Here is a 25,526-nt window from a genome sequence, read left to right on the forward strand (position 1 = left end):
TGGGAGAGGCATAGCGCGATCGCCACGGAGACCCGGCGCAGGATGCGGTGGATGCGGCAGCTCGGGTGCGCAAGTTTGTCGCAGGGCGGCTTCAACTGAGCGAGCAACCGCGCGTGAACGAACGGCGAAGAGCCCGGCAAAGTTTTCAATTAACCATTAATTCGCCGGCGATGATGGCAAGACGGATTCATGGCCGGGGAGCACGACATAAGCCGTTAAACTGATGGCGCAGGCACCGCATGGTAATCGGCACACCCGCAGTGATTACCGTGGGCTTACTTCCAATACACACGGACTGCGGGTGCTGCGGGCATCTGGCGCTCCCGCGCCCTCTTTCTTTTTTGAGGGAACCCGTTAGCATGACCGGGCAAAACGAGCCGCGGAAACGCGAGCGCACATCCACTTGTCATTCGCCCGAGAAGCAGGCGATCGAGTATTCCAGAGACCGCAGTGATGGAAACGACAGGTCGCGGCGTGCTGGCTACCCCGCAAGTGCGGGGTGGGACGATCTCTTGTGAAGCAATACTGCTTCTCCTCCTCGCGATCCTTCTTTCGGCCTCGCCTGCGTTCGCCGAGCCGTGCAGCAAGCCGGCGGCGCGCTCCAAGATTGCCGAGACGCTCCGCCTCGCCTCCGAGCAGCGGCCGGTTAATCTCACGTTTCGCACCGGCGCCGACGGCGTGAAACTGTCGCTTGGCCTCAAGTCAAAATATCCCGACGATATGACCATCATCCTGCAGAATGACTTCGAGCAGTTGAATGTAAAGGACGACCGCTTCGACGTCCTGCTGCGATTAAGAGGGGCTCGGGAGCGGGTCACCGTCCCCTTCCATGCAATCAAATCATTCTGGGACAAGTCCGAGTTGAAGTGCTCCGACGGCTGATGCCTCACTCCGGCGTCGCGCGCCGGATCATGGCGCAGAGCCCTGTCATCCGTGCAATCGGATGTTCGACGAACAGGCGGCAGGAAGCGAGCGCGGGTTTGAGCGTGTCCGGCGGCGGCGCCGGCTTCAGTTGCTTTGCGAGAATCGCACCATGCGCGTGCCCGAGCACGCGAGTCGAAAGCGTCAGCGCATTTAGCCGCCCTTCCCGCTGCAGTGGCGCCAGCATTGTTCGCACCAGCGCCAGATAGGACGGCCAGTACGCCAGGTGCCGGTACATACTGGCAATCAGTTGCGGCTCGGTGTCTTCGCCGAACGTATTCAATTCGGCGACCAGCGCCGCCACCTCTGGGTCCAGCGCCTCCATCGGCGGCAGCTCCGGAATTTTGGTGCCGGGCGCCGTTGGCGCCGTAGCGACTGGGCTCACGGCATCGGCCGGGCGCGGCTCGTAATGCGCCAGCAGCGCCGAGAGCACGACAAGCGCGAGCGCATTGGTATGTTGATAACTGTCGAGCACGTCACGAATCAGTGCGCGCTCGGTCTCGTCCACGCCGGCGGCAAGCAATGTGTCGACGGAGAAGGCGGGCCAATCCGGCAATGCGATCGTTCGCCTGACGGCTTCGGCGTGCAATGGCGCGTCGCCGAGATAGAGCGGCCGCACCGTCGCCCACGTCCATTCCAGCGCGCCCGGCATGGTCGCGAGGTTGCGCCAGACCAGGTTAACCACGCTGGTGCCGAGCACCTTGCGGATGTCGGCATAGACGTCGGCGATTTCGCCTCTCGCTTCGGACTCGAGAACCGACGGAACGCTCTCAGCCATTACTGTCATTTCATGTGAATTTGGCTTCCGCCGTGCCCAACCCGTCGAGCTCCATTCTGACGACATCGCCCTGCTCGAGCCACACGGTTTTCACGAGACTGCCGGTGAGAACGATTTGCCCGGCATCTAGCCCCTTGCCCTCTTCGGCGAGATGATTGGCGAGCCAGGCCAGCGCGTTGTGGGGGTGGCCGAGCACGTCGGCGCCGCTGCCGCGGCCGGCCTCCTTGCCGTTGACAATGGCCCGGCCCTTGACCGTGAGCAGGTCCGGCGCCTTGGTGCGCGAAACGGCCTTGCCGAGCACGCAGCCGGCGGCGAAGAAATCGTCCGCGACCAGCGTCGGCGCGCCCATCGTCTCCCATTTGACGTAGCGGTCGTCGACGATCTCGATCGCGGGGTGATAGGCCTCGATCGCTTCCATCACCCACTCCGCAGTGAACGGGGCTTCTGACGGCGCGAGATTACGTGCCAGCCGCACGGCGATCTCGCATTCGACGCCGACGCGGACGTAATCGCCGAAGCGCAGCTTGGCGCCGGAGTCGTGCACGCCCTTGGCGAACACGCCACCGCCGCAAGGATGGGGAATGTCGAGATACTCTTGCATCACCGGGCTGGTGCAGCCGATCTTGTAGCCGACCAGCGTGCCGGTCTGCGGCAGCAGCAGATCGTGGACGGCGCGTTGGGTCTGATAGCCTTCGGCTTCATCGGCAGGCGCTAGCTCAGGCGGCAGCGCGGCCAGCGGCGCGCGATTGCGGCGGGCGGTAGCAATGTTCTGTGCGGCCGCGAGAATCTTGTCCATCAGCGGCGGCCTTCATGGTTGCAGCCTGCAGCGCCGACCGCCCTTCGCGGTCAGCCGCCAGGCCATGCCCTACTCGTCCCGATAAACCTTCTCGCGCTTCTCGTGACGTTCCTGCGCTTCCACCGACAGCGTTGCAATGGGGCGAGCCTCCAGCCGCTTGAGCGAGATCGGTTCGCCGGTCTCCTCGCAATAGCCGTAGGTGTTGTCCTCGATGCGTTGCAGCGCCGCGTCGATCTTGGAGATCAATTTGCGCTGGCGGTCGCGGGCGCGCAGTTCGATGGCGCGATCGGTTTCGGAAGAGGCGCGATCAGCGAGATCCGGATGATTGACGTTCTCTTCCTGAAGCGTTTGCAGGGTGATCTTCGATTCCCTCAGGATCTCATCCTTCCACGCCAGCAGCTTGGCGCGAAAATACTCGCGCTGGCGGTCGTTCATGAAAGGCTCTTTTTCGGAGGGTCGATAATTCTTCAACTTTTCCAAGGCCAGCCCATCTTCACGTGCAAGGCGGGGCGGAAAATTGTCCGTCCGCGCGGGCCTTATATAGCGGCGGCTTGTGACAGACAATATAGGCCGGCTCCTTGGGGGTACCTCCCCCAAGGCCTTGCACAGGCAAAGTTATCGGGACCGCCCGGCACGCTAGTAGCCGACCGTGAAGCGCTGGCGGATATGGGCGGGACGCTCGATCTCATCGGCGAGTGCAACTGCGAAATCCTCGAAGGAAATCGAACTTTTGCCGTCGGCAGCGGTCAAAAGCTGGTCGGTCCCGAGGCGGAACTTGCCAGTTCGCTCGCCGGCGGTGAACAGGGCCGAGGGTGACAGGAAGGTCCAGTTAAGTTCCTTCTCGGCCCGGAGCAGATCGAGGAAGGCGGCGCCCTTCTCGGCTTCCGCCTTGTATGCCACTGGAAAACCCGGGGTGGTGACCAGCCGAACGCCCGGGGCCACTTCAAGACTGCCGGCGCCTCCGACAACGAGGTAGCGGCCGACCTTCGAATCCTTGGCGGCACCGATCAGCTTGGCGGGGTCGCTGGCGAGAAAGTGGATCGAGCTGATCGCGGCATCATGACCGGCGATCAGCCGGACCAGTCCCGCCTGGTCCATGGCATCGCCCGCGGTGGGCGTGACGTTGGCTTGGGCGGCGATCCTTTCGGGATGGCGGGCGATGGCGGTCACACTGTGGCCGCGGCGGGCGAGTTCGGCGGTGATGCGCGAACCGGCATTGCCGGACGCACCGATGACGGCGATTTTCATGGAGGCTCCCTTGCGATACGCGAATGTGGTATCCAATGGTGACTAGATAGGGAAATGAATGTAAGTGTTAAGAGAGCACTTTTGGGTCACCTGATTACGCCGGAGTAACCGCCGTGAAAGCCGCCAACTCGAAAACCCCGAACGCCTATTCGGCCGATTGCCCGACACGGCAGATTCTCGATCGCGTCGGCGACAAATGGGCCGTGCTCATCCTGCTCCTCATCAGGCACGAGCCGATGCGTTTCAATGCGTTACGCCGCACCATTGAAGGCATCTCGCAAAAGATGCTGAGCCAGGTTCTGAAATCGCTCGAACGCGACGGATTGATCAAACGCCGCGCGATCGCGACCGTGCCGGTCACGGTGGAGTATTCGATCACACCACTCGGCGCGACGCTCGCCGACGCGGTCGATCCGTTGCGGGACTGGGCGGAGAAGAACCTGAAGGAGGTGCTGAACGCGCAGCGCCGTTACGACGCGGCGCGCAAGGATATCGCGGCGTGAGTCATCCACTGCTGTCATGCCCCGCTTCAAGCGGGGCATCCAGTACGCCGTGGCCTCTCGGTCAGAAGCAGGCGTCTCTGGAATACTGGGTTGCCCGGTCCCGGCTACGCCAAGGCTTCGCCGAGGCTATCCAAGCTGGCTCGCCGAAGCTTTAGCGGAGGCGGCAAGCCGGGCAACGACATTCGGAATCTAGAACCGACCGGCTTTCGCCAGTTCGACTTCGACGCGCAGCTCGATCTCGGCCAGCACCGCATCGAGGCCGGGATCGCCGGAGGACGACTTCAGATTGGCAGCGGCATCGCGCAGCCGGTTCACCGTAGAAGCATCGAGATTGCCGGTGAGCAAGCCGATCTTGAGTTCGTCGAGCACGTCGAGCGCGCCCCTGCCCCGTGCCACCGAACGCTTGCGGCGCTCAGTCGGATCCTCGACGCCCTGCAGCGCAAGCAGCGCGTCGATGTTGCCGGCGGCTTTGGGCGCTGCGGCCGAGCGTGGCTCCTCGGGCGTCGTCGGCGTCTCCGGCAGCGAGAAGCCGGTCGAACTGGTTCGCCGCGTATGACTTGCGGGCGATCCAAGCGTGGTGCCGTTCGGTCCGTAGATGCGCATCGTGGTGATCTCGCCCTGAGAATAGAGTGACCTTCGCCTTCTTATGGTTAATGACGCGTAAACGGCCCGGCAAAATCTGCCGACATGCGGCAGTTTCGCCCATCGTGGTGAAGCCGCCGCGATCGCGCGTCCCCAACGAACATCCAGCAATATCAATGCATTGCTGCGGCAATGCAGTGTGGCACGGCGCTCGCATAGTTAATGCCGGACCGTCGTCATGGGAGTGGCGCCTGCGGTCCGGTGGAAGACCTCAAGGGGAGCACAGGATGCCCGGCATCCGTTCGGCAAGACTGATTTGGGTGGCCTGCGCCGCGCTGCTGGCGGTGGCATTAGCGCCCTCGTCCGCGGGCGCGACGTCACGGATCAAGGATCTCGCCAATATCGAAGGCGTGCGACAGAACCAGTTGATCGGCTACGGCCTGGTGGTCGGCCTCAACGGCACCGGCGACACGCTGAACAACATTCCCTTCACCAAACAATCGCTGCAGGCGATGCTGGAACGCATGGGCGTCAACATCCGCGGCGCCACCATCCGCACCGGCAACGTCGCCGCCGTCATGGTCACCGGCAATCTGCCGGCCTTCGGCACCCAAGGCACGCGGATGGACGTCACGGTCTCCGCGCTCGGCGACGCCAAGAATTTGCAGGGCGGCACCCTGCTCGTCACCCCCCTGCTCGGCGCAGACGGCAACGTCTATGCGGTCGCCCAAGGCTCGCTGGCGATCTCCGGCTTCGCAGCCGAAGGGGCCGCCGCCAGTGTCACGCGCGGCGTGCCGACCAACGGCCGGATCCCCAACGGTGCCATCATCGAGCGCGAGATCGAATTCGCGCTCAATCGCCTGCCCAATGTGCGGCTGGCGCTGCGCAATGCCGACTTCACCACCGCCAAGCGCATTGCGGCCGCAGTCAACGATTTCCTCGGCGTCAAGACCGCCGAGCCGATCGATCCCTCCACCGTGCAGCTTGCGATCCCCGCCGAATTCAAGGGCAATGTCGTCGCCTTCCTGACCGAGATCGAGCAATTGCAGGTCGAGCCGGATCTCGCCGCCAAAATCGTGATCGACGAACGCTCAGGGATCATCGTGATGGGCCGCGATGTTCGCGTCGCTACCGTCGCGGTGGCGCAGGGCAATCTCACCGTCTCGATTTCCGAAAGCCCGCAAGTCAGCCAGCCCAATCCGCTGTCGCGCGGCCGAACTGTCGTCACGCCGCGCACCGGCGTCAGCGTCTCCGAGGACGGCAAGAAATTCGCGGTCGTGAAGGACGGCGTCTCGCTGCAGCAACTCGTCGACGGCCTAAATGGTCTCGGCATCGGCCCACGCGACCTGATCGGTATCCTGCAGGCGATCAAGGCCGCCGGCGCGATCCAGGCCGACATCGAGGTGATGTGATGGACACGAGCCTTATCAATGGCATCGGCGCATACTCGAAGAAAAACACTTCGCTGATCAACGGCCGAAACGATCCGCAACTCGCCGACGCGCTCAAGAAGATCTCGCCCGAAGCGCAGAAGAAGACGCGCGCCAAGGCCCAGGAGTTCGAGGCGATGTTCCTCAACTCGATGTTTTCGCAGATGACCACCGGCGTCAAAGGCGAAGGACCGTTCGGTGACACGACCGGCACCGGCGTCTGGCGCTCGATGCTGACGGACGAATACTCGAAATCGTTCACCAGATCGGGCGGCATCGGCATTTCCAACGACGTCTTCCGCTCCTTGATCCTGCAGCAAGCCAACCGCGCCGGCTGATCCAAAAGGAACCCCGACATGAATCAGCGTCCTCAGGCCAGCCCCGCACCCGCACCAGTAAGAGCGATCTCCACGCCGGCCGAGGCGCGCAAGCTCGCGGAAGAGCTGATGGATGTGATGAGCGCGCTGCTCGGCATCATAGAGCGCGAAACCGAACTGGTTCGCGCCGGCAACGTGCGCGAGGCGATACGGCTGGAAGAGCAGAAGGGCGAGCAGTCGCGTCGCTACATGGTCGCGGTCGAGAATCTGAAGAACGCGCAAAAATATCTGGCGCAGGTATCGCCGGAATTGCTGGCGACGTTGCGCCGCCATCACGACACCTTCCGCGCGATGCTGCAGATCAATCTCACCGTGCTTGCGACCGCGCACGCAGTGTCGGAGGGCATCGTGCGCGGCGTCAATGCGGAGGTCCAGCGCAAGAACATTCCGAACACCTATACGGCTTCCGGACAACGCGCCGCGCCGGGACCGCGCAACATCACCCCGCTCTCGGTCAGCCGCTCGCTGTAAGCGATCGCGGCCTTCTGTCCGCTACAATTTTCACTAAATTTGCGCGCCCGCGTCAGAGCGGGATTCAGCGTATTCCCTAACACCGTGTTGAGAGGTGCCCGGCTATATTGCGTCGACGAGGGGTTGGGATTTGACTCGCAGCAAGCCCGGAGGCTGCCATGAGTACAGATTTCAACATCAAACCGGTGGGGGCACCGGTTGCCGCGCCGATCGTTCAGCACGTGAGCGAGGCGGCACAACATGCGGTCGCAACCGAACTGCCGGCGAGCCAGAGCGTCTCGGCAGTCGACTCAAGCGCGCGCGCCAGCACCGATTCCGCCGCGGTGCGCGTCTCCATTTCAAATCCTGCAGTATCGAACCAGGTCGTGATCGACCGCGAGGCACGCGCCGTCGTCTACCAGGTAGTAGACGTCAAGACGAGCCAGGTGGTAAAGCAGTTTCCGGAGGAAGCCGTGCTGCGCCGGCGGGCCTATTTCCACACGCTCGACCTGACCAAGGACGCCCCGACGCGGCTTCGCGCGACCGACCGCAAGGCCTGAGCCGACATCAGCTCGAGCGCGATGCGTAGGCCTGGTCGAGATAGGTCTGGCCGCTCGCCGCATCGGTTACGACGTTCTTGATCTCCGCCTTGCCAAGGGCGCTAAGCGTGAACTTGGTGTCACCGATCCGGAATGAAAGGTCCTTGATAAGGACTTCCTGAAATTTGTTGGTGCCGCCGCTCTGGTACTGCACTTTGGCGCGAAAGCCGGTGACGTTCGAGATCGTGAACTTGAACGTCTTGTTGTCGGGGTACTTTCCGGTCCAGGTGCCTTCATAGAGCTTCGGATCGACCGCCACGTACGGAGTCTTGGATGGAACGGTCAATCCCACCGTCTTGTAGTTGGCTGATATGATGCTCCAGAGGTCAGCCATCTTGGCCCGCTCCTTCGAACCGGTTAGCCGCGACCCGAAAGGCCGGCAGCGAGATTGCAATTGATGTCGATCAGCGACTTCAGCTTCGCCGGATCCGGGTTCAATTGCATGTCGACAGTCTGTTTCATCACGAAGACACCGATGTTCGCGATGTTCTGCCGCACTTCGATCGGTTGAGGGTTTTCGCTCGCCTCAACGGCGCTCATGAAGATCGACCATAGCCGACGGTTGAACAGCAACGCGTTGTGCATGGCTTTATCAGGGCCGTTCCAGTTCGACTGGACTTCCTGGAGTTGCCGTGCGGCCTTCAGCAGCGCCTGCGCTTCGATTTCACGGGGGGACGTCGTCGTTTGCGATGTACGCGCGTAGGCCTGGGCTGCATTAGACATTCACGAACCTCGATGGGGAGCGGTTGACCGCGGGACTGCAGAGACTGCCCAACTTTCATACAGATTGCGCCTTTAAATATGGTTAGCAAGCGTTACCGATTGTGTCGGTAGTCCGGCAGAAATCCACATTTTCGTCAGCATGCCGGCCATCAGGTTCTGATGGAATTAACATCGAAGGCCAAATTATTACCTTCGGTACTTTTCTTCGTGCCGGGATCTTCTCGAGCGAGAAAGTCCAAAAAAGAAATGGCGGCGGAGTCTCCCCCGCCGCCCAGTGCGGACACCGCGATCGGACTGGCGGGTCGACAGCGCCTGGCTATTGGCCGCTTCCTCGTTGGTGTCGGCAAGCGTCAGGTTCGACGAGCCGGTCTGCACACGTTGATCTGGTTCTGCGAGAAGTCCTGATGGATCTGTGCGATCGACGGATTGGAACCCTACGCAGGCGCCTGCGCGCGCAACAGCGTCGAGCGGAGCTCGGGTGATAGCCTTGGCGGTGGCAGAGTTGCCGATGAACTCGGTACCCTGGACCAAGTTGGCGAGACCGAGACCGGCCGCGTTGAAGTTGACGCCGGTGAAATTAATTCGCTGGGTCGGAATCTGCTCCGTGTTCCTACCGATCAGGTGCAAGAAAGCACTGCCAAATGGGCACTATTCACATGTTCACCATTGGTTAACCATCATCAGAAAGGATGCCGAATCTGCCGGCGGGCAATCGACACCGCGCGAAAAGCGTCAAACGGAGAACAGGCATGGCCTTGAAAGTCGAGCTCAAACCGCACGAGCGAATCATCATCGGCGCCTGCGTGGTCACCAATACCGATCAGCGCGCCAGGCTGTTGATCGACGGCGACAGGATTCCGATCCTGCGCGAGAAAGACATCCTCACGCCCGAGACCGCCGACACGCCAGCCAAGCTGGTCTATCTCGCGGTGCAGCTCATGTACCTGTCGCCGGATCCGATGGCCCACCATCCGACCTATTTCAGCCTGATGCGCGATATCCTCACGACAATGCCGAGCGCATGGCCCTTCATCGAGGGTATCAACAACTTCACTCTGAACGGCGATCTCTACCACGCGCTCAAGGAAGCGAAAAAATTGATCGGCCATGAAGAGCAGATCCTGGAGACCGCGCGGAAACTGCAATCGTCCGAGCAGCACGATCGCAAATCCGCATAACCACGCTCGCGCCGCAAAGCAAAAGAAGGGCTCCGCAAGGAGGCCTTCTCTCATTGCGAGCGAACAATGCTCGATCAGATCGGCAGGAACTTGGTCAGCGTGGTCTGGTAGAGCATCGATGTCGTTTGATACGAGGCCTGCAGACTGGTCTGCAGCGCAAGGATCTTGGTTGCAACCTCGTCCTGGTTGATGCCCTCGATCTGGTCCAGCATGGTCTGCGCCATTCCCTTGAGCTGGGTCTGGCGGTCGGTCGAGGCCTTGATAGCGCTCTGCGCGCCGGCGAACTCCGCCTGCATGTCCTGAATCGACTGCTGGCCGCTCTGTGGCGCCAAGTTTGCCGAAATCCGCTGTTGCAGCGCGTTCACCTGCGCCTTTGAGTTCGGATTGGCGGCATTGGTCGTGACCGCGGCGTACACCGCGATGTTCTGCAACTGATAGCGCAACGCCTGCTCGTTGGCGCGCGCGCCATACTGCACCGTGATCGACTGGTCGATGCGCGCGATCGCGGTGCCGCGCGGCGGATCGGTGCCGACTTCGCCGGTGTACCACGAGACGGTGTTGGCGGTTGTGCCGCCGATCAGATTGGTGGCAGTGGCAAATGGCGGGCCGTTCACACGCAACGGTGCCGGATTTGCACTCGCCGTGGCGCTGAACCCCAGCGCCGCGAACGCGGCCGCGTTCGAACTGGAAACCGTCAGGCTCGCGCCGTCACCACCATGCAGCGCAATCACGCCGCCGGTGACGGTCGACGGCGTACCGGTGCCGGTGATCGAATCGATCTTGGCTAGCAAGGTCTGCACGCTGTCGGTAATATTGAGCTGGTTGCCGGTCGCGCCCGCTGCGACAAAGGTGATCGGCGTGCCGTTGACCGTAATCGTATCGCCCGCCACAAAGCTCGCGGCTAGCGAATCAGTTCCCGCAGCCCCCGAGAGCAGCGTAGCGCCGGTGATCGGCGCCGGCACCGCGGCCTGATTGTTGACTGCACTTCCGGTCACGGTCGCGGACGGATTGAAGAAATTCTCCGACGCTGCGATCGCGGACGCTGCAACCAACGCCGTGTCGCCCAGCGTCTGGATCGAAGAAGTCAGCGCCGCCTGCAGGTTGGCGGTGGTTGCGATCGTATCGACGCCGATCAAAAACGAGCCGGCAGGCGGCGGATTGGTGGTCGTCGCGGTCAGCGCGATCGACTCCGTGGTGCCGTCGGGCAGGTTGAAGTTGAACGTGATCTTGTCGCCGTTGTTCGGATTGACCGCGCCGAGATCGACGGTGGCGGCCGGCGGCGCGCCGGTCGGCTGGGTCACGGTCGCCCCCGTCAGCGATGAGCTGATCGCACCGAGCTTCAACCCGAACGATGAACCGTCCTCGGCGAGGCTGGTCACAGTGGTCGTCAATGGCGGCGACGAGACCGTCAGATGCGCCATGTTGCCGACGCCCTGATCGGCCTGACGGCGCTCGTTGATCAGTTGCTTCAGACCGGCCTGCGTGCCCACGCCGTCGAGCATGACGTCGGCCGGCACCGTCGCTGACGTGTCGGTGGTGCGGCCGGAAAACAGATAGCGATCGCCCGTCTGGCTGTTGAGCAGCGACACCGCATTCGAGAACGCCGCCTGCGCCGTGATCTGGCCGGAGGTCTGACCGTTGTCGTTGAGCACGATGGTCGATGTGCTGGCAGCGCTCTTCACCGAAGTGCCGATGTCGACCAAGCCCTGCAGCGCCAGGTTAACGACGTTAAGCCTTGTATTGACGTTGGTTGCGGTATCCTTGAACGCGTCGATGCTGCTGACCTGCGCGCGCAGGCTGAGCGCGAAGCCTCGATTGGCCCCCTGCCCGGCGTAGGTCGTCGAGACCCGGCCGCTGGCGAGCTGCTGCGTCAGATCATCGAGCTGCTTGCGGATATTGAGAATCGAGGTCCCGATATAGGATGTCCTGCCGCTAACGCCATCGATCGACATGAAACCCTCACATGGCCTGGATCAGCGTGTCGTACATCTGCTTGATGGACGACATTACGCGCGCGTTGGCGGAGTACGCATTTTGCAGCGCGAGCAGATGCGCCATCTCGTCATCGATATTGACGCCCGAAGCATCGCTCACCTTCTTCTGCAAGGTGTTCAGCACCACGCTCTGGCCATCCGCAAGTTGCTTGGCGGCGGTCGCCGCTTCGCCCTGCTGGCTGATGAACTGCTTGGCGAAATTGGTCAGCGTGCCGGTGAACGGAGCGCCGGTGGTTCCGATACCGGTCTGCGGGGAATAGCGATAATTTCCCGACTGCAGTTGCGTGAGAATGAAGTCGGATCGCGTGGTATCGCCCGCGGCGGTCAAGGGGCTGGTGGAAAATACGATGGTGCGCGAGGGATCGCCGAGCAGCCCGAGATTGACGCTGATGCGGCCGGCGAGACCCGTCTGCTGCGACCCGTTGGCGGTAAGCGCGCCGGTATAGAGTCCGCCATTGTCGGTGAACAGCGGGAGCTGGGCGTTACCGCTGGTGAGCGATGACATTGTCGTGGTGACCGATGCCGCCAGAACGTCGGAGCGATTCGGCGCGCCATCGTCCAGCACGCGCAAGGTCGAGCCTGACGGGTTTGAGAACTGAAGATTGGCGGTCGACCCGAGTGCAGCGTTGAGCTGGGAAACCACCGATCCCATGCCGGCGGAAAAATTGATACCAAGCACCTCGTCGTTCGGATCGAGCGTCGTGGTATTGCTCAGTGGCAGCACGCTCGGATCGTCGACGCGCACGATCGAGAGATTGTGCGTGATGCCGGTGGTGTTGTCCTTGTAGCTGACGCGAATGACGTTGCCCGACTGCAACCCTGTGAGATCGAGATCATAACCGGCCGCCGGCAGCACGGACGCGGGAGCGGCAGTGCCCGCCGTCGTCTTGTCCGACAGCGCGCTCGACATCGCGGCCGCGAACTGGTCGATCTGCGCCTGCGCCTTCACCAGCGTGTTGTCGCGGAGCTCAAGATAGGCAGCGATCTTGCCCGAACGAATCGAGTTGGTCGAAACCAGGTCGTAGCTGCCGCCGTGCGGGAAGTTGATGGTGATGGTGCCGACGTTGCTCTTGGTCGGGTCGGGATTGTACAGCGTGTTGGGCGTCATCGTGCCCTGGGGATTGAACGAGAGCTGCGCCGCCTCGGTGCCGACCAGTTGCACGCCGGAATTCGTAAACACGGTCACCTGGTTGAGGTCGTTGACGACCGTTCTGATGTCCATCAGGCTCGACAACTGGGTGATGTATTGATCGCGCTGATCCAGCAGCGATGCCGTCGCCGCGTCCGTCTTGCCATTGTTCTGGAGCTGATTGTTGATGAACGCGATCTGGGCCATCGCGTTGTTCGCGGTCACGATGGAATCGTTGATGCCCATCTCGGCGTTGGCGCGCAGGGCCTGGATCCCCTGCGTCGTCGCATTGAGCGTTTGCGCCATCGTCTGCGCGGCACTGACGGCGCCGATCCGCGCCGACTGCGAGTCCGGGCTGGTGGACAGACCCTGAAATGCGGTCAACAGCTTGTTGAACGCATCTTCGATGGTGCCGGTTTCAGCCGGATTTCCGTAGACGTTCTGCAGATTTTGGAGAAAGGTCGAACGTATATCGGCATAGGCTGCGCCGGAGGTTTCCGTCCGCAACGCCGCCTGCAGATATTGATCGAGCTGACGGTCGACGCCGTGGAGCAGAACGCTCGAACCGTAGTCGCCGGTCACGCCAGCGGACTGGATGATCGACTTCCTGACGTAACCCGGCGTTTCCGCGTTGGCGACGTTCGATCCCACTAGGGAGATCGCGGCTTGCGTCGCGCGCAAGCCGGACATCGCGGTAGAGAGAGCCTGACTCAAACCCATGACTAATTGCCCATCTCAAATCGCATTCGTGAACGAACCGTCACGGATCAGCGCAGCACGTTCAGGAGATCCTGCACCATCGTGTTGGAAGTCGTGATCACCTTGGTGTTGGCCGAGTAAGCCTGCTGGGTGACGATCAACTTGGTGAACTCGTCGGCGATGTCGGTGTTGGATCCCTCCAGGGACGAACCAACGATGGTTCCGGCCTTGCCGAACAGCGCCTGTCCGGATGCGTCGGTGACCTCGAATGCGCCGCCATTGACGCGCTTGAGGAAGTTGGTGCCGTTGAAGGTCGCGACCGAAATTTCAGCGAGGTCGAGATTGCGGCCATTGGAATAGTTGCCGACGATTCGGCCGTTGGTGCCGACGCCGACGGACTGCAACTGGCCGGCCGGGAAGCCGTCCTGCTGGATCTGGTTGACCTGCACGTTGCCGTTGGCGTCCGCGAACTGGGTGACGCCGCCGGTACCGAAGTTGATGACGGGACTGCCCAGCGCGACGCCGTTGACGACGGCATTGGTGAGCTCGATCGAAGGGACCGCCGGCGTCATCTGACCTGAGGCAGAGAAGGTGAAATTGGTGTTGACGTTTTGCCACGCAACCTGAGTGCCGGTTGCATTGGGATTGACCTGGTAGAACAGGTTCCAGGTGTCGGTATGGCCGGCGCCGAGCGAAGCGCTGTCGACCTTGGCCCAGCGGAACTGCAGGTTCACCGGCGCGCCCGAGATGTCGTAGGTCGTGACCGCACCACCCGCTATCGACTCGGCGAGGAACGTCGAATTGTCGTTGCCGACGACCTGACCGGTGCCGGGGCCGCCGCCGCCGCCGCGCGTCGCCGTCACGGTACCGGTAAAGCCGAGCGCGGCCCAAGCCGTGCTGTTTGAACTCGATACCGAGAGATTGAAGGCGGTGCCGGAATGCAACGTAATCGAGCCCGAGGCGATCGTGGCGTTGTTCGGGGCTGACGTTCCCTGGAGCGCGTCGATCTTGCCCAGCAAGGTTCCGATGCTGTCGTCGACGTTGATCTGGTTGTTGCCGACGGCGGTGCCCGACGCCATGAAGGTGATGGTTTGGCCGTTGACCGTAATGGTGTCGCCCACGACGAAATTGGAGGAGATCGAGTTGGTGCCGGCCGCGCCGCTGAGCAGGGTCGCGGCCGTGTTCGCAACCGACGGTGTCGCTTTGTTGTTCTGAGTGGTGCCGCTTCTGGAGGCGTCGGTATAGGGCGCCGCAGGCGTGCCGAGCGCCAGCGGATTATGTCCGGCGCTGTATGATCCGGGCGCGATCAATTCCGATCCGGGAACGGAAACGTCGTGCTTGGTCGTCAACGGATAGCTGGCGAGGTTGGCGCGATAGTCGATCCTGGTGGTTTGCTGCGCCGGCAAAAAGTCGTTCTGGAATCTGAGGACCTGCGGCGAACTGCCGGAAGGGTTGCCGGTGGTCGGGTCGATCGGCACGCCCTGCAGATAATAGCCGGCGCCGTTGACAAGATAGCCGCTCTTGTCGAGTTGGAAGTCACCGCGGCGGGTGTAGCGGTCGACGCCGTCAAACACCGGCGTGCCGTCGGTGAAGTTGCCGGGCTTTTGCACCGCGAAAAAGCCGTTGCCGTTGATCGCCATGAAGGTCGCAACCGAGGCCGTCTGCACGTCGCCCTGCACCGAGTTGGTGGAGCGGGATTGCGTGGTGACGCCGCCGGCGAGTTGCGCGGTCGCTGAGGTCTGCGGAATCAGATCGAGGAAGGAGGTGTCGACGCGCTTGAACGCCGTTGTCTGCGAGTTGGCGATGTTGCCCGAGACGTTTTCCAATGCGTAGGAGTTGGCGCGGAGGCCGCCGACCGCGGTGGTGAGAGCGCCGAAGATACCCATGACATTTTCTCCAAATTCAATCCGGGCGGCTCGCCGGTCCACGTAAACCCAGCCGCGTCGGGAGAAGATGTCGCAAGCGTTGTGCCAAACAACAGACCGATACAAATCAATGCCTTAAGAAAAAAGCCCCGGTCCAAAGACCGGGGCACATTTGCCGGGCGGGCAACAATTGCCGAGCGGCGGCCGCTATGATGCCGACGGCCCGGCCGGGTGGAACACCAGCGCAAACCCGTCGATGCAATAGCGCAAGCCGGTCGGTTTTGGCCCGTCATCGAAGACGTGTCCGAGGTGGCCGCCGCAGCGACGGCAATGCACTTCGATGCGCAACATGCCGAAAGTGCGGTCCTCGGTCTTGCCCAGGGCATTGTCGAGCGGCTGCCAGAAGCTCGGCCAGCCGGTGCCGCTGTCATATTTGGTATCCGAGGAGAACAACGGCAGATCGCAGCCGGCGCAGGCGAAGATGCCCTTGCGTTTTTCCTTCAGGAGCGGGCTCGAGCCCGGCCGCTCGGTGCCGTGCTTGCGCAGGATTTCATACTGCTGCGGCGTGAGCTGGGCGCGCCATTCGGCGTCGGTCTTTTCCACCTCGAATTTCTCGGCGGCCTGCGCCGGCGTGGTGCGCAGCCAGCGGAAAGCGGCCAGGCCAAACAGGCCGGCTACGGATGCGAGCAGGATACGGCGGTCGAACATGGAATTCTCCGTGCGAGGCGGGCCTAACGGTTCGCCATCAAGTACGGCCCGGAAGCGCCGAAGTTACACCGATCCGTCCCGGACCTTCTCACTTTCCTGCGAGGGAGCGAGCGGCATCCCGCCGTCGCGGGCCTCTGCCTGCCGTGGACGCACGGGGCGCGGCGCGACCGGCGGACGGCGCGGCGGCCTGGTTCCGGCTTGCCGGTTGGCCTCCGCCAACCGCGCCTCGCGCACCCGTTCCCGGGCGCGGGCGTCTTCGCGGTAACGGGCCAGCGCGCCCGCCGCGGCGGACTGGCCCCGCCCCCATAGGCCGATCAAATGGCCGGCTACGCGGCCGGTGACGCCGCCCGCCCACACCAGTTCGAACGGCGAGAACAGTTTCCAGCGGTCCTCGCCCCACAGGATGCTGCGCGCGATGACCTGCCCCGCCATTGCCGAAGTGTTCAGCCCGTGGCGGCCGAAGCCGCTGGCAACCCACAGGCCTTTGCGCAACTGGCCGATCTGCGGCATGCCGTGCACGGTCACCCCGACTGCGCCGCCGAACACGTCTGATATCGCGACTTTGCCGAGCCTTGGGAAGATCGTGGCAATGCGGCGCTGAATGACGGGCGCAAAGCGGCGCGGCCGCGCCTCCCAGGTGGTTTCCGGGCTTGCCCACATCAGCCGGTCGCCGTCGACGATTCGGAAATGATCGATGCCGTCGCTGTCGGCCACCGAGCCCCTGAAGGCGATCACCTCGCCGAGCCGCTCACGGAGCGGCTCCGTCACCGCGGCATAGCGCCAGACCGGCAGCAGCGTCTCCGACAGGCGGCGCAACGGGGCGCCGAGATGAACGTTGCCGGCCAGCACGATGTGAGAGGCGCGCAGCCGCGCCGACGGCGTCACGATGCGCTTGCGAATGCCCGACGGATCGATGCTGACGACGGGCGTATCCTCGAAGATGCGCGCACCCGCCCGCGTTGCCTGCGCGGCAAGGCCGTGGATGTATTTGCGGCCGTCGATCTGGAACGCGCGCGGATAATAGATGCCGTGGAAATAGCGTGCCGTACCGAGCTGATCGCGAACGCGATCGACCTGCCATCCCTCGACTTCGGTCTCGAAATCCTCACTCAGCGTCTGCAGCCGGCTGATCAGCGTCTCGCCGGCATCGACGTTGGAGACCTCCAGTGCGCCTTCAGTGAGCGCAATTCCCGGCATCGCCTCTTCGGTTGCGGCGGCGCGAACGTAATCGGCGCCCTCCTTCGACAGCGCCCACAATTCGCGCGCGTCTTCGATGCCCACGCGTTCGATCAGGTCACCGATTGGAAGACTGTAGCCCGGCATGACCGTACCCAGTTGATGGCCGGACGCGTTCCAGCCGACATGCCGGCCTTCCAGCACGGCAACACTGGCGCCGAGTCGCGCGGCCTCCAGCGCTACCGTAAGACCGGCAAGTCCGGCTCCTACCACGCAAATGTCGACATCCAGATCGAACGAAAGATGCGAGCGAAAAGGGGCGTCGTCGGGGCCGTTGGTCACGCTTGAGAAAGTCTCGGGCATGGCGTTTCTTACGGGCGGCTGCAGCGCTTGTCACCTCGTCCCAGACATGAGCTTGTAGATTAGTCCGGACTAAGACCGAATCGAGATCGCGCCCATGCGCCGTTTGATGCTGCTGCGTCACGCCAAGACCGAACACGACGCGCCCTCGGGCCATGACCAGGACCGCCGTCTCGACGAGCGCGGCCGGTTGGACGCCGCCGCGATCGGAACCTGGATCGGCCGGCACCCGCCCTTCCCCGACGCCGTTCTGGTTTCGACCGCAGTGCGGGCGCAACAGACCTGGGAAATCGCACGCGACGCGATGAAGGATTCATTGCGGGAACGGCGGCCGCGGCCGCATGTCGAACTGCTCGACGAACTCTACGGCGCCGAGCCGACGCAGCTCCTGCGGATCATCCGCATGGCCGAGGTCTCCGACCCCGCACGCCTGATGCTGATCGGCCACAATCCCGGCATGCATGAGCTGGCGCTGATGCTCGCCGGCAGCGGCGACGCGGCGGCGAAGAAGGCACTGGAGCACAATCTGCCGACCGCGGGACTGGCGATCCTCGACTTTGCCACCGAGGACTGGAGCGAGGTGGCATTCCGCCGCGGCAAGCTCGTGCGCTTCACCAGTCCGAAATTGCTGAAGCAGGCGCTGGACGATTGAGGCGCGCGGACATCCAGGCTCTCCCGTGCTAAGCTCGCCACGACGCTGTTTTCGAGCGAATTAAGAATAAGTTCGCGTAAAAGAAAACGCGTCAAAACAAAGGGCTGTGGCCGGGTCCTGACAAATCAGAACCGGACCGGCTGCAGCGGGAGGCTCAGATGTTCAAGTCGATTCTCGTGCCGATCGATCTGGCTGATACCGATCTGGCCAAGCCCGCGATCGCGACCGCTGCAACGCTGTCGCAAACCTGGAGCGGCTCGGTACGATTGCTCAATGTGTTGCCGATGACGCCGGTGATGCTGGCGGAATACGTGCCGGCCGATTTCGACGCCCAGCAGCGCGCGACCTCGGAGGAAGCGCTCGCGATCGTGGCGCAGGAATCCGGCATCGAGGCACCGCGCATTTCCACCGCAGTACGGAAAGGCGGCATCTATCACGAGATCCTCGAAGAGGCAGCGGCGATCAAGGCCGACCTGATCGTGATGACCTCGCACCGGCCGGCGATGCGGACCTATTTTCTCGGCTCCAACGCCGGTCATGTGGTGCGCTATGCCAAGTGCTCAGTGCTGGTGGTCCGGCACTGAGACGTAGCGGCGCCGCCGAACGGCGACGCCGAATGCGCCTCACATCATCCGCCCGTACATTGGATCGATCATGCCGCGCACGGCCACCTCGATCTGGCTACGCTCGACACCGATGTCGCGGAGCGCGCGGTCGTCCAGTTCACTCAGCGTTTTGATGGCTTCGCGATGCGCAAAATAAGTGACGACGCCGTTCACCCAGCGTCCGAGCAGGCCGAAAAATCCGACCGGGCCTTTCCGTGAAGCAGGCTGACCTGCCGTCTGGGATATCGTCGTCATCGTTCTTCTCCTTGCTTGCGAGCGGCAAAGCGGTGCCACTGGCGCAAACGCCGCGGAGAGCGCCTGCACCTATTGAGTTCTGATTGCTTGCACCCCTCTCAGTGCAATCTCGGGCTTGATTGGTTCAAAATGATCCGATACATTTCTCGGTGCAAGGAAAACATTGCTCTCGGTGCAATAATGTCGAAGTTCGAGTACCTGAAGCTTGCCGATACCGTCGCCGCCGAGATCGCCAACGGCGCGCTCAAGCCCGGCGATCGCCTGCCGCCGCAGCGCAGCTTCGCCTATCAGCGCAAGATCGCGGTTTCGACCGCGAGCCGCGTCTATACCGAGCTCCTGCGCCGCGGCCTCGTGGTCGGTGAAGTCGGACGCGGCACGTTCGTGTCTGGCGAGACGCGCCGCGGTATCGCCATGCCGGCAGAGCCGCGCGGCGCGCGCATCGATCTGGAAGTGAACTATCCGATACTGCCGACGCAATCGGCGATGATCGCGAGAAGCCTTGCAGGGCTGGAACGCCCCGAAATGCTTGATCTCGCGTTGCGGCACTCGACCACGACCGGCACATTGGCGGCGCGGACCATCTCCGCCGAGTTTCTTTCCCGCGAAGACTGGTCTCCGGCTCCCGATCAACTCGTCTTCACGGCGAACGGGCGGCAATGCATCGCCGCCGCACTCGCGGCGGTGGTGCCGAGCGGCGGCCGCTGCGGCGTCGAGGCGCTGACTTATCCGTTCATCAAAGACATCGCCGTCAGGCTTGGCGTGACGCTGGTGCCGCTTGCGATGGACGAGAACGGCGTTCGCCCGGACGCAGTGCAGAAGGCTCACCGCGAAGCGCATTTATCGGCGCTGTACGTTCAGCCGACGATTCAAAACCCGCTCGGCATGACTATGCCTTCGGCGCGCCGCGCCGATTTGCTGCGCGTGGTCGAGAAGCTCGGCCTCACCGTCATCGAGGATACGGTCTACGGCTTTCTTGACGAAGAAACCCCGATGGCCGCGCTCGCGCCGGATAGCTGCATCACGCTCGATAGCCTGTCGAAGAAGGTGGCGCCCGGCCTTGCCCTCGGCTTTATCGTTTCGCCGCCGCGGCTGCGCGAACGCGTCATGTCCGCGGTTCGGTCGGGCGGGTGGACAGCTTCGGGATTTGCGTTTGCGGCCGGACAGCGGTTGATGGCAGATGGCACCGTTGCCGAGCTGTCACGCCTGAAACGGATCGATGCGGCACGGCGCCAGCAGATGGCGGCCAAATACCTCGCCGGCTTCGAAGTTCAAGCCAACATCAAATCCTATCATCTCTGGTTGACCTTGCCCCAGCACTGGCGCTCGCAGACATTCGTCGCGGCCGCGGCCCGGCGCGACATCGCATTGACCCCGTCGACCACCTTCGCCGTAAGTCCAGGCCACGCCCCCAACGCCGTCCGCCTGGCGCTCGGCGCCCCCAGCACTGAACAACTCGATCTGGCGCTGCGAACGTTGTCGGGAATGCTGACGGCGAAAGAAGACGTCGATACGACCGAGTAGCGCTATCAATCGGACGTTTCGCGCGCCGGCCACTCCGCGATAAAGCCCCTCGCCTTGTACGGCTCGATCTTGTCCCATTCATGGAGCATGCGGCGGCTGAATTCGGCGTCGGTGTACCAGAGCTCCCGCGGCGTCTTGAAACTATCGACCATGACCAGCATCTTCTCCACTTCCGGCCAATGCCGGTGCAGCGTCATCGGATAGCGGCGCGCCGTCCAGGTATTGCCGAGACAGATCACGCTGCCGATGTTGGCGAGGCCGAGCGCAGCATCGATGATCGGCAGCGAAAAGATCACGTTCTCGCCGGTGTTCATCGCGCGATCCTCTCTCAGGATGATGTCGACCGGAACGCCCCGCGCGATCATTGCACCCGCGATGATCTCGCATTCCGACAGATCCGATCCCGGCGTCACGCCGCCGCTCACGATCGCCCGGCGAAAATATCCGTCGCGCCACAGCTTGCAGGCTTCATCGACGCGCTCCTCGACGTCCTCGCGCGTTCCGAATACGAACAGCAGATCGGCCGGCCGTAACGGCGTCTCGATCAGATGCCGCGCGTTGATCGCGGCAATCTCGGCCTCGGTTGGCGATCGCCTATTTCGATCTGTCACGGCAGTTCGTCTGATAGCGAAAACGGTCCGACCATCATGCCGCGCGTCACGCGTCCGGCGAAGTCACATTTCATTTCGCCGGATTGCGAGGCATCGCCGGCAACAATGTCTCGGGCAACTTATCGAACGTGTAAAGCCGCGGCTTGTTGCGCCAGATGAAGCCGCCCATCTGCCATCCGAACAAGGCGACGAATCCAACCAGAAACAATGCACCCGCGAACTCTCCGGTAGCGATCGCGCGCGCGAACAGTCCGGTGATCGCAATCGCGACCAGCGCCAGCAGCAGACAGCCGGTGGCATAGATTACCGGCCCGATGCCTCCGATCAGCGCAGCACTGCTCCCTGCCGCCTTCAGACGCACATGCAATTGCTCGATGAAGGCGCGGTAATCGCGGTCCTGCGGCGTCATCAATACGACGGTGTGCCAACTCGTCGAGTAAGCCGTGATGCGCTGGCCGCTCTTGTGTTCGATGTCGGCGCGATAGCGGCGCGACTGCATCGACGCCGGCCGATAGGACAGACGCACCGCAGCAATATCGGCATAGGGCCAGATCCCGGACCTTCCCCTCGCCTGCCACGATAGCCCTTCGTCCGTCAGTTCGAACTCATGCGCTGCCCCGACCAGCGATGCCTTGTAAACGTAGCGGGTCCCGGTCGCTCCCTCCCCTGCTGTCGCGGCCTGTTGCGGTAGTGAGGTGGACAAGTTCAAAATCCCGTTGTGGCGTGAGCGCTGCCAGTTGCGCGGCGAGCCGGCTTTACCTTACAAGCGGGACATGCCCGAGACGACCTATTTTCCGCGCCGTCTCATCCTGGCCGGCGCCATTGTTTCAGGAGTGCTGCTGGCGCTCGCCGTCCACATGCTGGGGGCGCGCTACGGTCTCGATCTCGGCCGCCTGTGGCGATCCGATACAGGCGAATTCATGCCCGCGGGCGCGGCAATCGCGTGGTGGCTGATCGCGACCGTGGGCTTTTCCGGCGGCTATTTTACCGCCAACCTCATGCACAGCGCGGCCGCGGGCCAAATTCCGCAGCGGATGCGACAGTTCCTGATCGCAGTCGGTGTGCTGATCCTTGCCGGCGCCGGCCAGGCCGCCTCCGCGCCGAGCCCGGTCCCGACCGTGTCTGGCGTGCTCGCCGGCCTTGCGGCCTTATGCCTCGGCGCCGTGATGGCATTCTGCGGCGCGCATTTCGCGTTGCGCAAGGCTTAAAGGAACAAGACTTGAGAAACTAAGCGACGACCCGCGCCCGTGGCTTCGATAGCATCGTTTCCACCTCGGAAGCGGGACGCGGCGGGCTGAACAGATAGCCTTGCGCCTGCGTGCAGCCCTCCTGGCGCAAAAGGTCGAACTGCGCGTCGGTCTCGACGCCTTCAGCCGTGGTGACGATACCCAGGCTCTTGCCGAGGCCGGTCACGGCGCGGACGATCGCCATCGAATCATCGCGCGTCGCCAGTTCGGTGACGAAAGAGCGATCGATCTTGATTTTGTCGAACGGAAAGCTGCGCAGGTAACTCAGGGACGAATATCCGGTTCCGAAGTCGTCGAGCGAGATCCGGACGCCAAAGGCGCGAAGCTCGTGCAGAACCGAAAGCGTTGCCTCGCTGTTCTGCAGCAGCACCGATTCCGTGATCTCGAGCTCGAGCCGGTGCGCCGGAAGACCCGAGGCTTTCAGCGCCTCCTTCACCGTCGATACCAGACTGGGATTCTTGAACTGCACCGGCGACAGATTGACGGCGACGCCGACGTCCTGCGACCACTGGGCCGCGTCGATGCAGGCTCGACGCAACACCCAGTCGCCGATCGGCACAATCAGGCCGGTTTCCTCCGCCAGCGGAATGAAGTTGGCCGGAGAGATCATGCCGCGCAGCGAGTGATTCCACCGCACCAGGGCTTCGAAGCCAACAACGACGTCTTTGGCTATATCGCGGATCGGCTGGTAGTAAACTTCGAATTCCCCGCGCTGCAGCGCCGCGCGTAAGTCGAGCTCCAAGAGCCGCCTTGCCTGCGCGCGGGCGTCCATTCCGGTCTCAAAGAAGCGGTAGGTGCCGCGGCCATCCTCCTTGGCGCGATAGAGCGCGAGGTCGGCCTTCTTGAGGAGTTCATCGGGATTCTTGCCGTCCTCCGGCGCCAGCGAAATGCCGATGCTGACCCCGATGACGAGCTGGTGACCGGCGATTTCATAGGGCGCCGAAACCTTCTCGACCACGTGGCTGGCGAGCAAGGCAACAGCGGACGGGTCGCAATCGTTGCAGAACTGCACGATCACGAACTCGTCCCCACCCAGCCTCGCCACCGTGTCGTTCTCGGTGATGCATTCGCCGAGACGGCGGGCGACTTCTTTCAAGAGCGCGTCGCCGACCGGATGGCCGAGCGAATCGTTGATATCCTTGAAGTGGTCGAGGTCGAGACAGAGCACCGCAAGCTGATCGCTGCGCTTGGCGAGCCGCAACGCCTTCTCGAGTTGCTCGCGGAACAACGTCCGGTTCGGCAGATTGGTCAGTGCGTCATGGCGCGCCATGTGGGAAATCTGTTCCTGGGCAGCCTGCCATTCGGTGATGTCCTCGAAGGTCGCGACCCATCCGCCGCCCTTCATCGGCTGGTCGACGACGCGGAGCGAACGTCCGTTGCGGCTCACCGTTCTGGTCACGCTGTTGCCGGCCTTGGCAGCAGCGATCACGTTGGCGACGAACTGATCGGGATCGCCGTCCCATCGATCAAGCGCCTTCTGCTGCCGAAGGACATCGAGCAGCAAACGACCCTGGAGAGTCATGGCGGTCCGTCCCATCATTTCGGCGTAGCGTTGGTTATTGAGCAGGATGCGACCATCCGCATCGAACATGCAAAGTCCCTGCGACATGTTGTCGAGCGCGGTATCGAGCAGGACTTTCTGCTGATGCAGTTCGCCCTTGGCGCGGCGGTCGATCATGGCCGCCAGCAGCGATAGCCCGAGGATGGCGAACGCTGCCACCGCCGTCAGGAAGGAAAGTGCGGTCGGTGAAATCGACAGCCCGTCCGTCCCGAGCGTCGGGTCGGGAATCAACGTGACGGCGCCCATCGCGGTGAAATGATGCGAAACGATGGCAACCGTCAGCAGCCCGGTGGCGCCCACGGTATGGGCGGGATTGTCGCGACGCGCGGCAACAAGAAGCGCCATGGCCGCAAACACGCTGCCAAACACGATCGAGGCCACAACGATGCCGGGCGACCACACAATGAACGCCGGAAGCTCGAGTGCCGCCATGCCGGTGTAGTGCATCGCTGCGACGCCCGCGCCAATCACGGCGCCGCCAATCGCAACCACCGGCCACCGTGCGCTCGACAGCGCAATGCACAGACCGACGGCGACGATGCCTATCGCGAAGACCAGCGACAACAGCGTAACGGGAATGCTGTATCCGGCTCCGGCGCCGGGATCGTAGGCCAGCATCGCGACGAAATGGGTGGCCCAGATTCCGCAGCCGCCGACCGCTGCATCGAGGCCAATCCAGATCGCGCGCGTACGGTCGCGCGAGGCCCTAGCACGATGAAACAGGCTGATGGCGACTGCGCTGGCAAGCCAGCAAATGGCACCGGCAAGCACGACCAGGCGCCAGTCGTGCTCGGAAGTGAGGCAAGTTAGGACGCGATACATACAGACCCCCGAAGGCCTGTAACTGCAGCCCTATTCGTATATTTGGCGTAACCGCCGCGGTGCGGTTACGCGGATGGTAAACAAACGCTTTTTGGCATGCCAGGCATGCCGGCGCGGAAACGCCGCGCGAGCTACTCGCCCGCGCGGCGTTTTGCCTCAATGGCGCGATAAATCAGCTTGCGGCTCGCAGGTTGACCTTGCCTTCCGCCAGCGAGGTCAGCTTCTTGTCGACCGTCTTTTCCTCGTCGAGCGTCTTCTGCAGGATGCTGGCGCAATCGTTGCGGCCAAGCTGCCGCGCCCAGGCGATCAGGCTGCCGTAACGGGTGATTTCATAGTGCTCGGCAGCCTGGGCGGCATTAATGAGGGCCGCGTCCAACACGTCCTTGTCCTCGATCTCGCCTGCGACGTCGTCCGCTTCCTCGATGATGCCGTCGATCGCTGGGCAATCGACCGCCTTCACCTCTGCGCCGTGCATGCGGAATATCTCTTCGAGACGCTGCACATGCGTCTTGGTTTCGTCGAGATGGCCCAAGAAGCCCTGTTTGAGCTGCTTGTCAGTGGCCTTTTCGGCCATTTTCGGCAGTGCTTTCACGAGTTGCTTCTCGGCATAGTAGATATCCTGCAATTGGTGGATGAACAGGTCGTTCATCGTCTTGATGTCTTTGGTGAACAGTCCCATTGCGGTTCTCCTCCATTTGGGAACACGCAGGCGCAGGCCTCATGCTGGCCGGGCGCA

Annotated in this window: 28 protein-coding genes and 1 pseudogene; 11 read left to right on the plus strand and 18 right to left on the minus strand. The window is 62.8% G+C overall.

All coding sequences use genetic code 11. From position 1 onward, the window contains the following. Positions 1-474: 474 nt before the first annotated feature. Entirely contained in the window at positions 475-882 is a 408-nt protein-coding gene (locus IVA95_RS36095) for a ClpXP protease specificity-enhancing factor SspB (RefSeq protein ID WP_247514838.1), read from the plus strand. A 4-nt stretch (positions 883-886) separates the two neighbouring features. On the opposite strand, the gene IVA95_RS36100 is transcribed toward IVA95_RS36095, so the two are convergent. The 4 genes from IVA95_RS36100 to IVA95_RS36115 all read right to left on the minus strand — a co-directional run bounded on the left by IVA95_RS36100 (position 887) and on the right by IVA95_RS36115 (position 3,743). Beyond that, entirely contained in the window at positions 887-1,699 is an 813-nt protein-coding gene (locus IVA95_RS36100; protein WP_247514839.1) for a hypothetical protein, read from the minus strand. A gap of 10 nt (positions 1,700-1,709) precedes the next feature. Then, the gene (locus IVA95_RS36105; protein WP_247514840.1) at positions 1,710-2,495 is read right to left on the minus strand and encodes a fumarylacetoacetate hydrolase family protein; all 786 of its coding nucleotides are present in this window, start codon (positions 2,493-2,495) and stop codon (positions 1,710-1,712) included. A 69-nt stretch (positions 2,496-2,564) separates the two neighbouring features. Further along, entirely contained in the window at positions 2,565-2,930 is a 366-nt protein-coding gene (gene dksA / locus IVA95_RS36110) for an RNA polymerase-binding protein DksA (protein ID WP_141686941.1), read from the minus strand. A 201-nt stretch (positions 2,931-3,131) separates the two neighbouring features. Next, positions 3,132-3,743 (minus strand): NAD(P)-dependent oxidoreductase, encoded by a 612-nt coding sequence (locus IVA95_RS36115; RefSeq protein ID WP_247514841.1) that lies wholly within the window; start codon positions 3,741-3,743, stop codon positions 3,132-3,134. A gap of 113 nt (positions 3,744-3,856) precedes the next feature. Here IVA95_RS36115 and IVA95_RS36120 point away from each other — a divergent pair, with 113 nt between their 5' ends. Next, the gene (locus tag IVA95_RS36120; RefSeq protein WP_247514842.1) at positions 3,857-4,246 is read left to right on the plus strand and encodes a helix-turn-helix domain-containing protein; all 390 of its coding nucleotides are present in this window, start codon (positions 3,857-3,859) and stop codon (positions 4,244-4,246) included. A gap of 189 nt (positions 4,247-4,435) precedes the next feature. Here the strand turns inward: IVA95_RS36120 and IVA95_RS36125 are convergent, their stop codons facing one another. Continuing rightward, on the minus strand, positions 4,436-4,849 hold the full coding sequence (locus IVA95_RS36125; protein WP_247514843.1) for a flagellar assembly protein FliX: 414 nt from the start codon (positions 4,847-4,849) through the stop codon (positions 4,436-4,438). Between the two features lie 266 nt (positions 4,850-5,115). On the opposite strand from IVA95_RS36125, the gene IVA95_RS36130 reads away from it, so the two are divergent. The 4 genes from IVA95_RS36130 to IVA95_RS36145 all read left to right on the plus strand — a co-directional run bounded on the left by IVA95_RS36130 (position 5,116) and on the right by IVA95_RS36145 (position 7,645). Then, complete coding sequence (locus IVA95_RS36130) at positions 5,116-6,240, plus strand: flagellar basal body P-ring protein FlgI (RefSeq protein WP_213246199.1); 1,125 nt, start codon at positions 5,116-5,118, stop codon at positions 6,238-6,240. Next, positions 6,240-6,596: a flagellar assembly peptidoglycan hydrolase FlgJ gene (gene flgJ, locus IVA95_RS36135; RefSeq protein ID WP_247514844.1), complete on the plus strand. Its 357-nt coding sequence runs from the start codon at positions 6,240-6,242 to the stop codon at positions 6,594-6,596. The genes IVA95_RS36130 and flgJ overlap by 1 nt, the downstream gene beginning before the upstream one ends. Before the next feature lie 18 nt (positions 6,597-6,614). Further along, positions 6,615-7,106 (plus strand): hypothetical protein, encoded by a 492-nt coding sequence (locus IVA95_RS36140; RefSeq protein WP_247514845.1) that lies wholly within the window; start codon positions 6,615-6,617, stop codon positions 7,104-7,106. 158 nt (positions 7,107-7,264) lie between these two features. Then, positions 7,265-7,645, plus strand: coding sequence for a hypothetical protein (locus tag IVA95_RS36145; protein WP_247514846.1), 381 nt, complete (start codon positions 7,265-7,267; stop codon positions 7,643-7,645). Between the two features lie 7 nt (positions 7,646-7,652). Here IVA95_RS36145 and IVA95_RS36150 read toward each other — a convergent pair whose 3' ends face one another. The 3 genes and pseudogenes from IVA95_RS36150 to IVA95_RS36160 form a co-directional block, all read right to left on the minus strand. Further along, a complete protein-coding gene (locus IVA95_RS36150) occupies positions 7,653-8,018 on the minus strand; it encodes a hypothetical protein (protein ID WP_247514847.1) in 366 nt (121 codons plus the stop codon). Between the two features lie 23 nt (positions 8,019-8,041). Beyond that, a complete protein-coding gene (gene flaF / locus IVA95_RS36155; RefSeq protein WP_213246209.1) occupies positions 8,042-8,407 on the minus strand; it encodes a flagellar biosynthesis regulator FlaF in 366 nt (121 codons plus the stop codon). A 272-nt stretch (positions 8,408-8,679) separates the two neighbouring features. Beyond that, positions 8,680-8,989 (minus strand): annotated as a pseudogene (locus IVA95_RS36160) (flagellin); the annotation flags it as partial. 167 nt (positions 8,990-9,156) lie between these two features. Here IVA95_RS36160 and flbT point away from each other — a divergent pair. Further along, positions 9,157-9,585, plus strand: coding sequence for a flagellar biosynthesis repressor FlbT (gene flbT / locus IVA95_RS36165; RefSeq protein ID WP_247514848.1), 429 nt, complete (start codon positions 9,157-9,159; stop codon positions 9,583-9,585). 74 nt (positions 9,586-9,659) lie between these two features. On the opposite strand, the gene IVA95_RS36170 is transcribed toward flbT, so the two are convergent. The 5 genes from IVA95_RS36170 to IVA95_RS36190 form a co-directional block, all read right to left on the minus strand. Continuing rightward, positions 9,660-11,537: a flagellar protein gene (locus IVA95_RS36170; protein ID WP_247514849.1), complete on the minus strand. Its 1,878-nt coding sequence runs from the start codon at positions 11,535-11,537 to the stop codon at positions 9,660-9,662. 7 nt (positions 11,538-11,544) lie between these two features. Further along, positions 11,545-13,428: a flagellar hook-associated protein FlgK gene (gene flgK, locus IVA95_RS36175; RefSeq protein ID WP_247514850.1), complete on the minus strand. Its 1,884-nt coding sequence runs from the start codon at positions 13,426-13,428 to the stop codon at positions 11,545-11,547. A 47-nt stretch (positions 13,429-13,475) separates the two neighbouring features. Further along, positions 13,476-15,293: a flagellar hook-basal body complex protein gene (locus tag IVA95_RS36180; RefSeq protein WP_247514851.1), complete on the minus strand. Its 1,818-nt coding sequence runs from the start codon at positions 15,291-15,293 to the stop codon at positions 13,476-13,478. A gap of 186 nt (positions 15,294-15,479) precedes the next feature. Beyond that, positions 15,480-15,980 (minus strand): peptide-methionine (R)-S-oxide reductase MsrB, encoded by a 501-nt coding sequence (gene msrB, locus IVA95_RS36185; RefSeq protein WP_247514852.1) that lies wholly within the window; start codon positions 15,978-15,980, stop codon positions 15,480-15,482. A 63-nt stretch (positions 15,981-16,043) separates the two neighbouring features. After that, on the minus strand, positions 16,044-17,519 hold the full coding sequence (locus IVA95_RS36190) for an FAD-binding oxidoreductase (protein ID WP_247514853.1): 1,476 nt from the start codon (positions 17,517-17,519) through the stop codon (positions 16,044-16,046). A gap of 94 nt (positions 17,520-17,613) precedes the next feature. Here IVA95_RS36190 and IVA95_RS36195 point away from each other — a divergent pair, with 94 nt between their 5' ends. Both IVA95_RS36195 and IVA95_RS36200 read left to right on the plus strand, forming a co-directional pair. Beyond that, positions 17,614-18,168, plus strand: coding sequence for a histidine phosphatase family protein (locus tag IVA95_RS36195; RefSeq protein WP_247514854.1), 555 nt, complete (start codon positions 17,614-17,616; stop codon positions 18,166-18,168). Between the two features lie 158 nt (positions 18,169-18,326). Continuing rightward, positions 18,327-18,752 (plus strand): universal stress protein, encoded by a 426-nt coding sequence (locus IVA95_RS36200; protein WP_213246225.1) that lies wholly within the window; start codon positions 18,327-18,329, stop codon positions 18,750-18,752. Positions 18,753-18,791: 39 nt separating this feature from the next. Here the strand turns inward: IVA95_RS36200 and IVA95_RS36205 are convergent, their stop codons facing one another. Beyond that, positions 18,792-19,028, minus strand: a complete 237-nt coding sequence (locus IVA95_RS36205; protein WP_247514855.1) for a DUF1127 domain-containing protein — start codon at positions 19,026-19,028, stop codon at positions 18,792-18,794. Positions 19,029-19,208: 180 nt separating this feature from the next. Between IVA95_RS36205 and IVA95_RS36210 the strand changes: the two genes are divergently transcribed. Continuing rightward, positions 19,209-20,549, plus strand: coding sequence for a PLP-dependent aminotransferase family protein (locus tag IVA95_RS36210; RefSeq protein ID WP_247514856.1), 1,341 nt, complete (start codon positions 19,209-19,211; stop codon positions 20,547-20,549). A gap of 5 nt (positions 20,550-20,554) precedes the next feature. On the opposite strand, the gene IVA95_RS36215 is transcribed toward IVA95_RS36210, so the two are convergent. Together IVA95_RS36215 and IVA95_RS36220 are read right to left on the minus strand one after the other, a co-directional pair. Beyond that, positions 20,555-21,160 (minus strand): YdcF family protein, encoded by a 606-nt coding sequence (locus IVA95_RS36215; protein ID WP_247514857.1) that lies wholly within the window; start codon positions 21,158-21,160, stop codon positions 20,555-20,557. 70 nt (positions 21,161-21,230) lie between these two features. Then, positions 21,231-21,863, minus strand: coding sequence for a hypothetical protein (locus IVA95_RS36220; protein ID WP_247514858.1), 633 nt, complete (start codon positions 21,861-21,863; stop codon positions 21,231-21,233). A gap of 70 nt (positions 21,864-21,933) precedes the next feature. Between IVA95_RS36220 and IVA95_RS36225 the strand changes: the two genes are divergently transcribed. Continuing rightward, positions 21,934-22,368 carry a hypothetical protein gene (locus tag IVA95_RS36225; protein WP_247515137.1) on the plus strand — a complete coding sequence of 145 codons (435 nt, stop codon included), beginning with the start codon at positions 21,934-21,936 and terminating at the stop codon, positions 22,366-22,368. Positions 22,369-22,387: 19 nt separating this feature from the next. Here IVA95_RS36225 and IVA95_RS36230 read toward each other — a convergent pair whose 3' ends face one another. Beyond that, positions 22,388-24,790, minus strand: coding sequence for an EAL domain-containing protein (locus tag IVA95_RS36230; protein WP_247514859.1), 2,403 nt, complete (start codon positions 24,788-24,790; stop codon positions 22,388-22,390). A 172-nt stretch (positions 24,791-24,962) separates the two neighbouring features. Then, positions 24,963-25,469, minus strand: a complete 507-nt coding sequence (locus IVA95_RS36235) for a ferritin-like domain-containing protein (RefSeq protein WP_247514860.1) — start codon at positions 25,467-25,469, stop codon at positions 24,963-24,965. Positions 25,470-25,526 lie beyond the last annotated feature (57 nt).

It is taken from the genome of Bradyrhizobium sp. 157 (genome assembly GCF_023073815.1).
GTDB lineage: Bacteria > Pseudomonadota > Alphaproteobacteria > Rhizobiales > Xanthobacteraceae > Bradyrhizobium.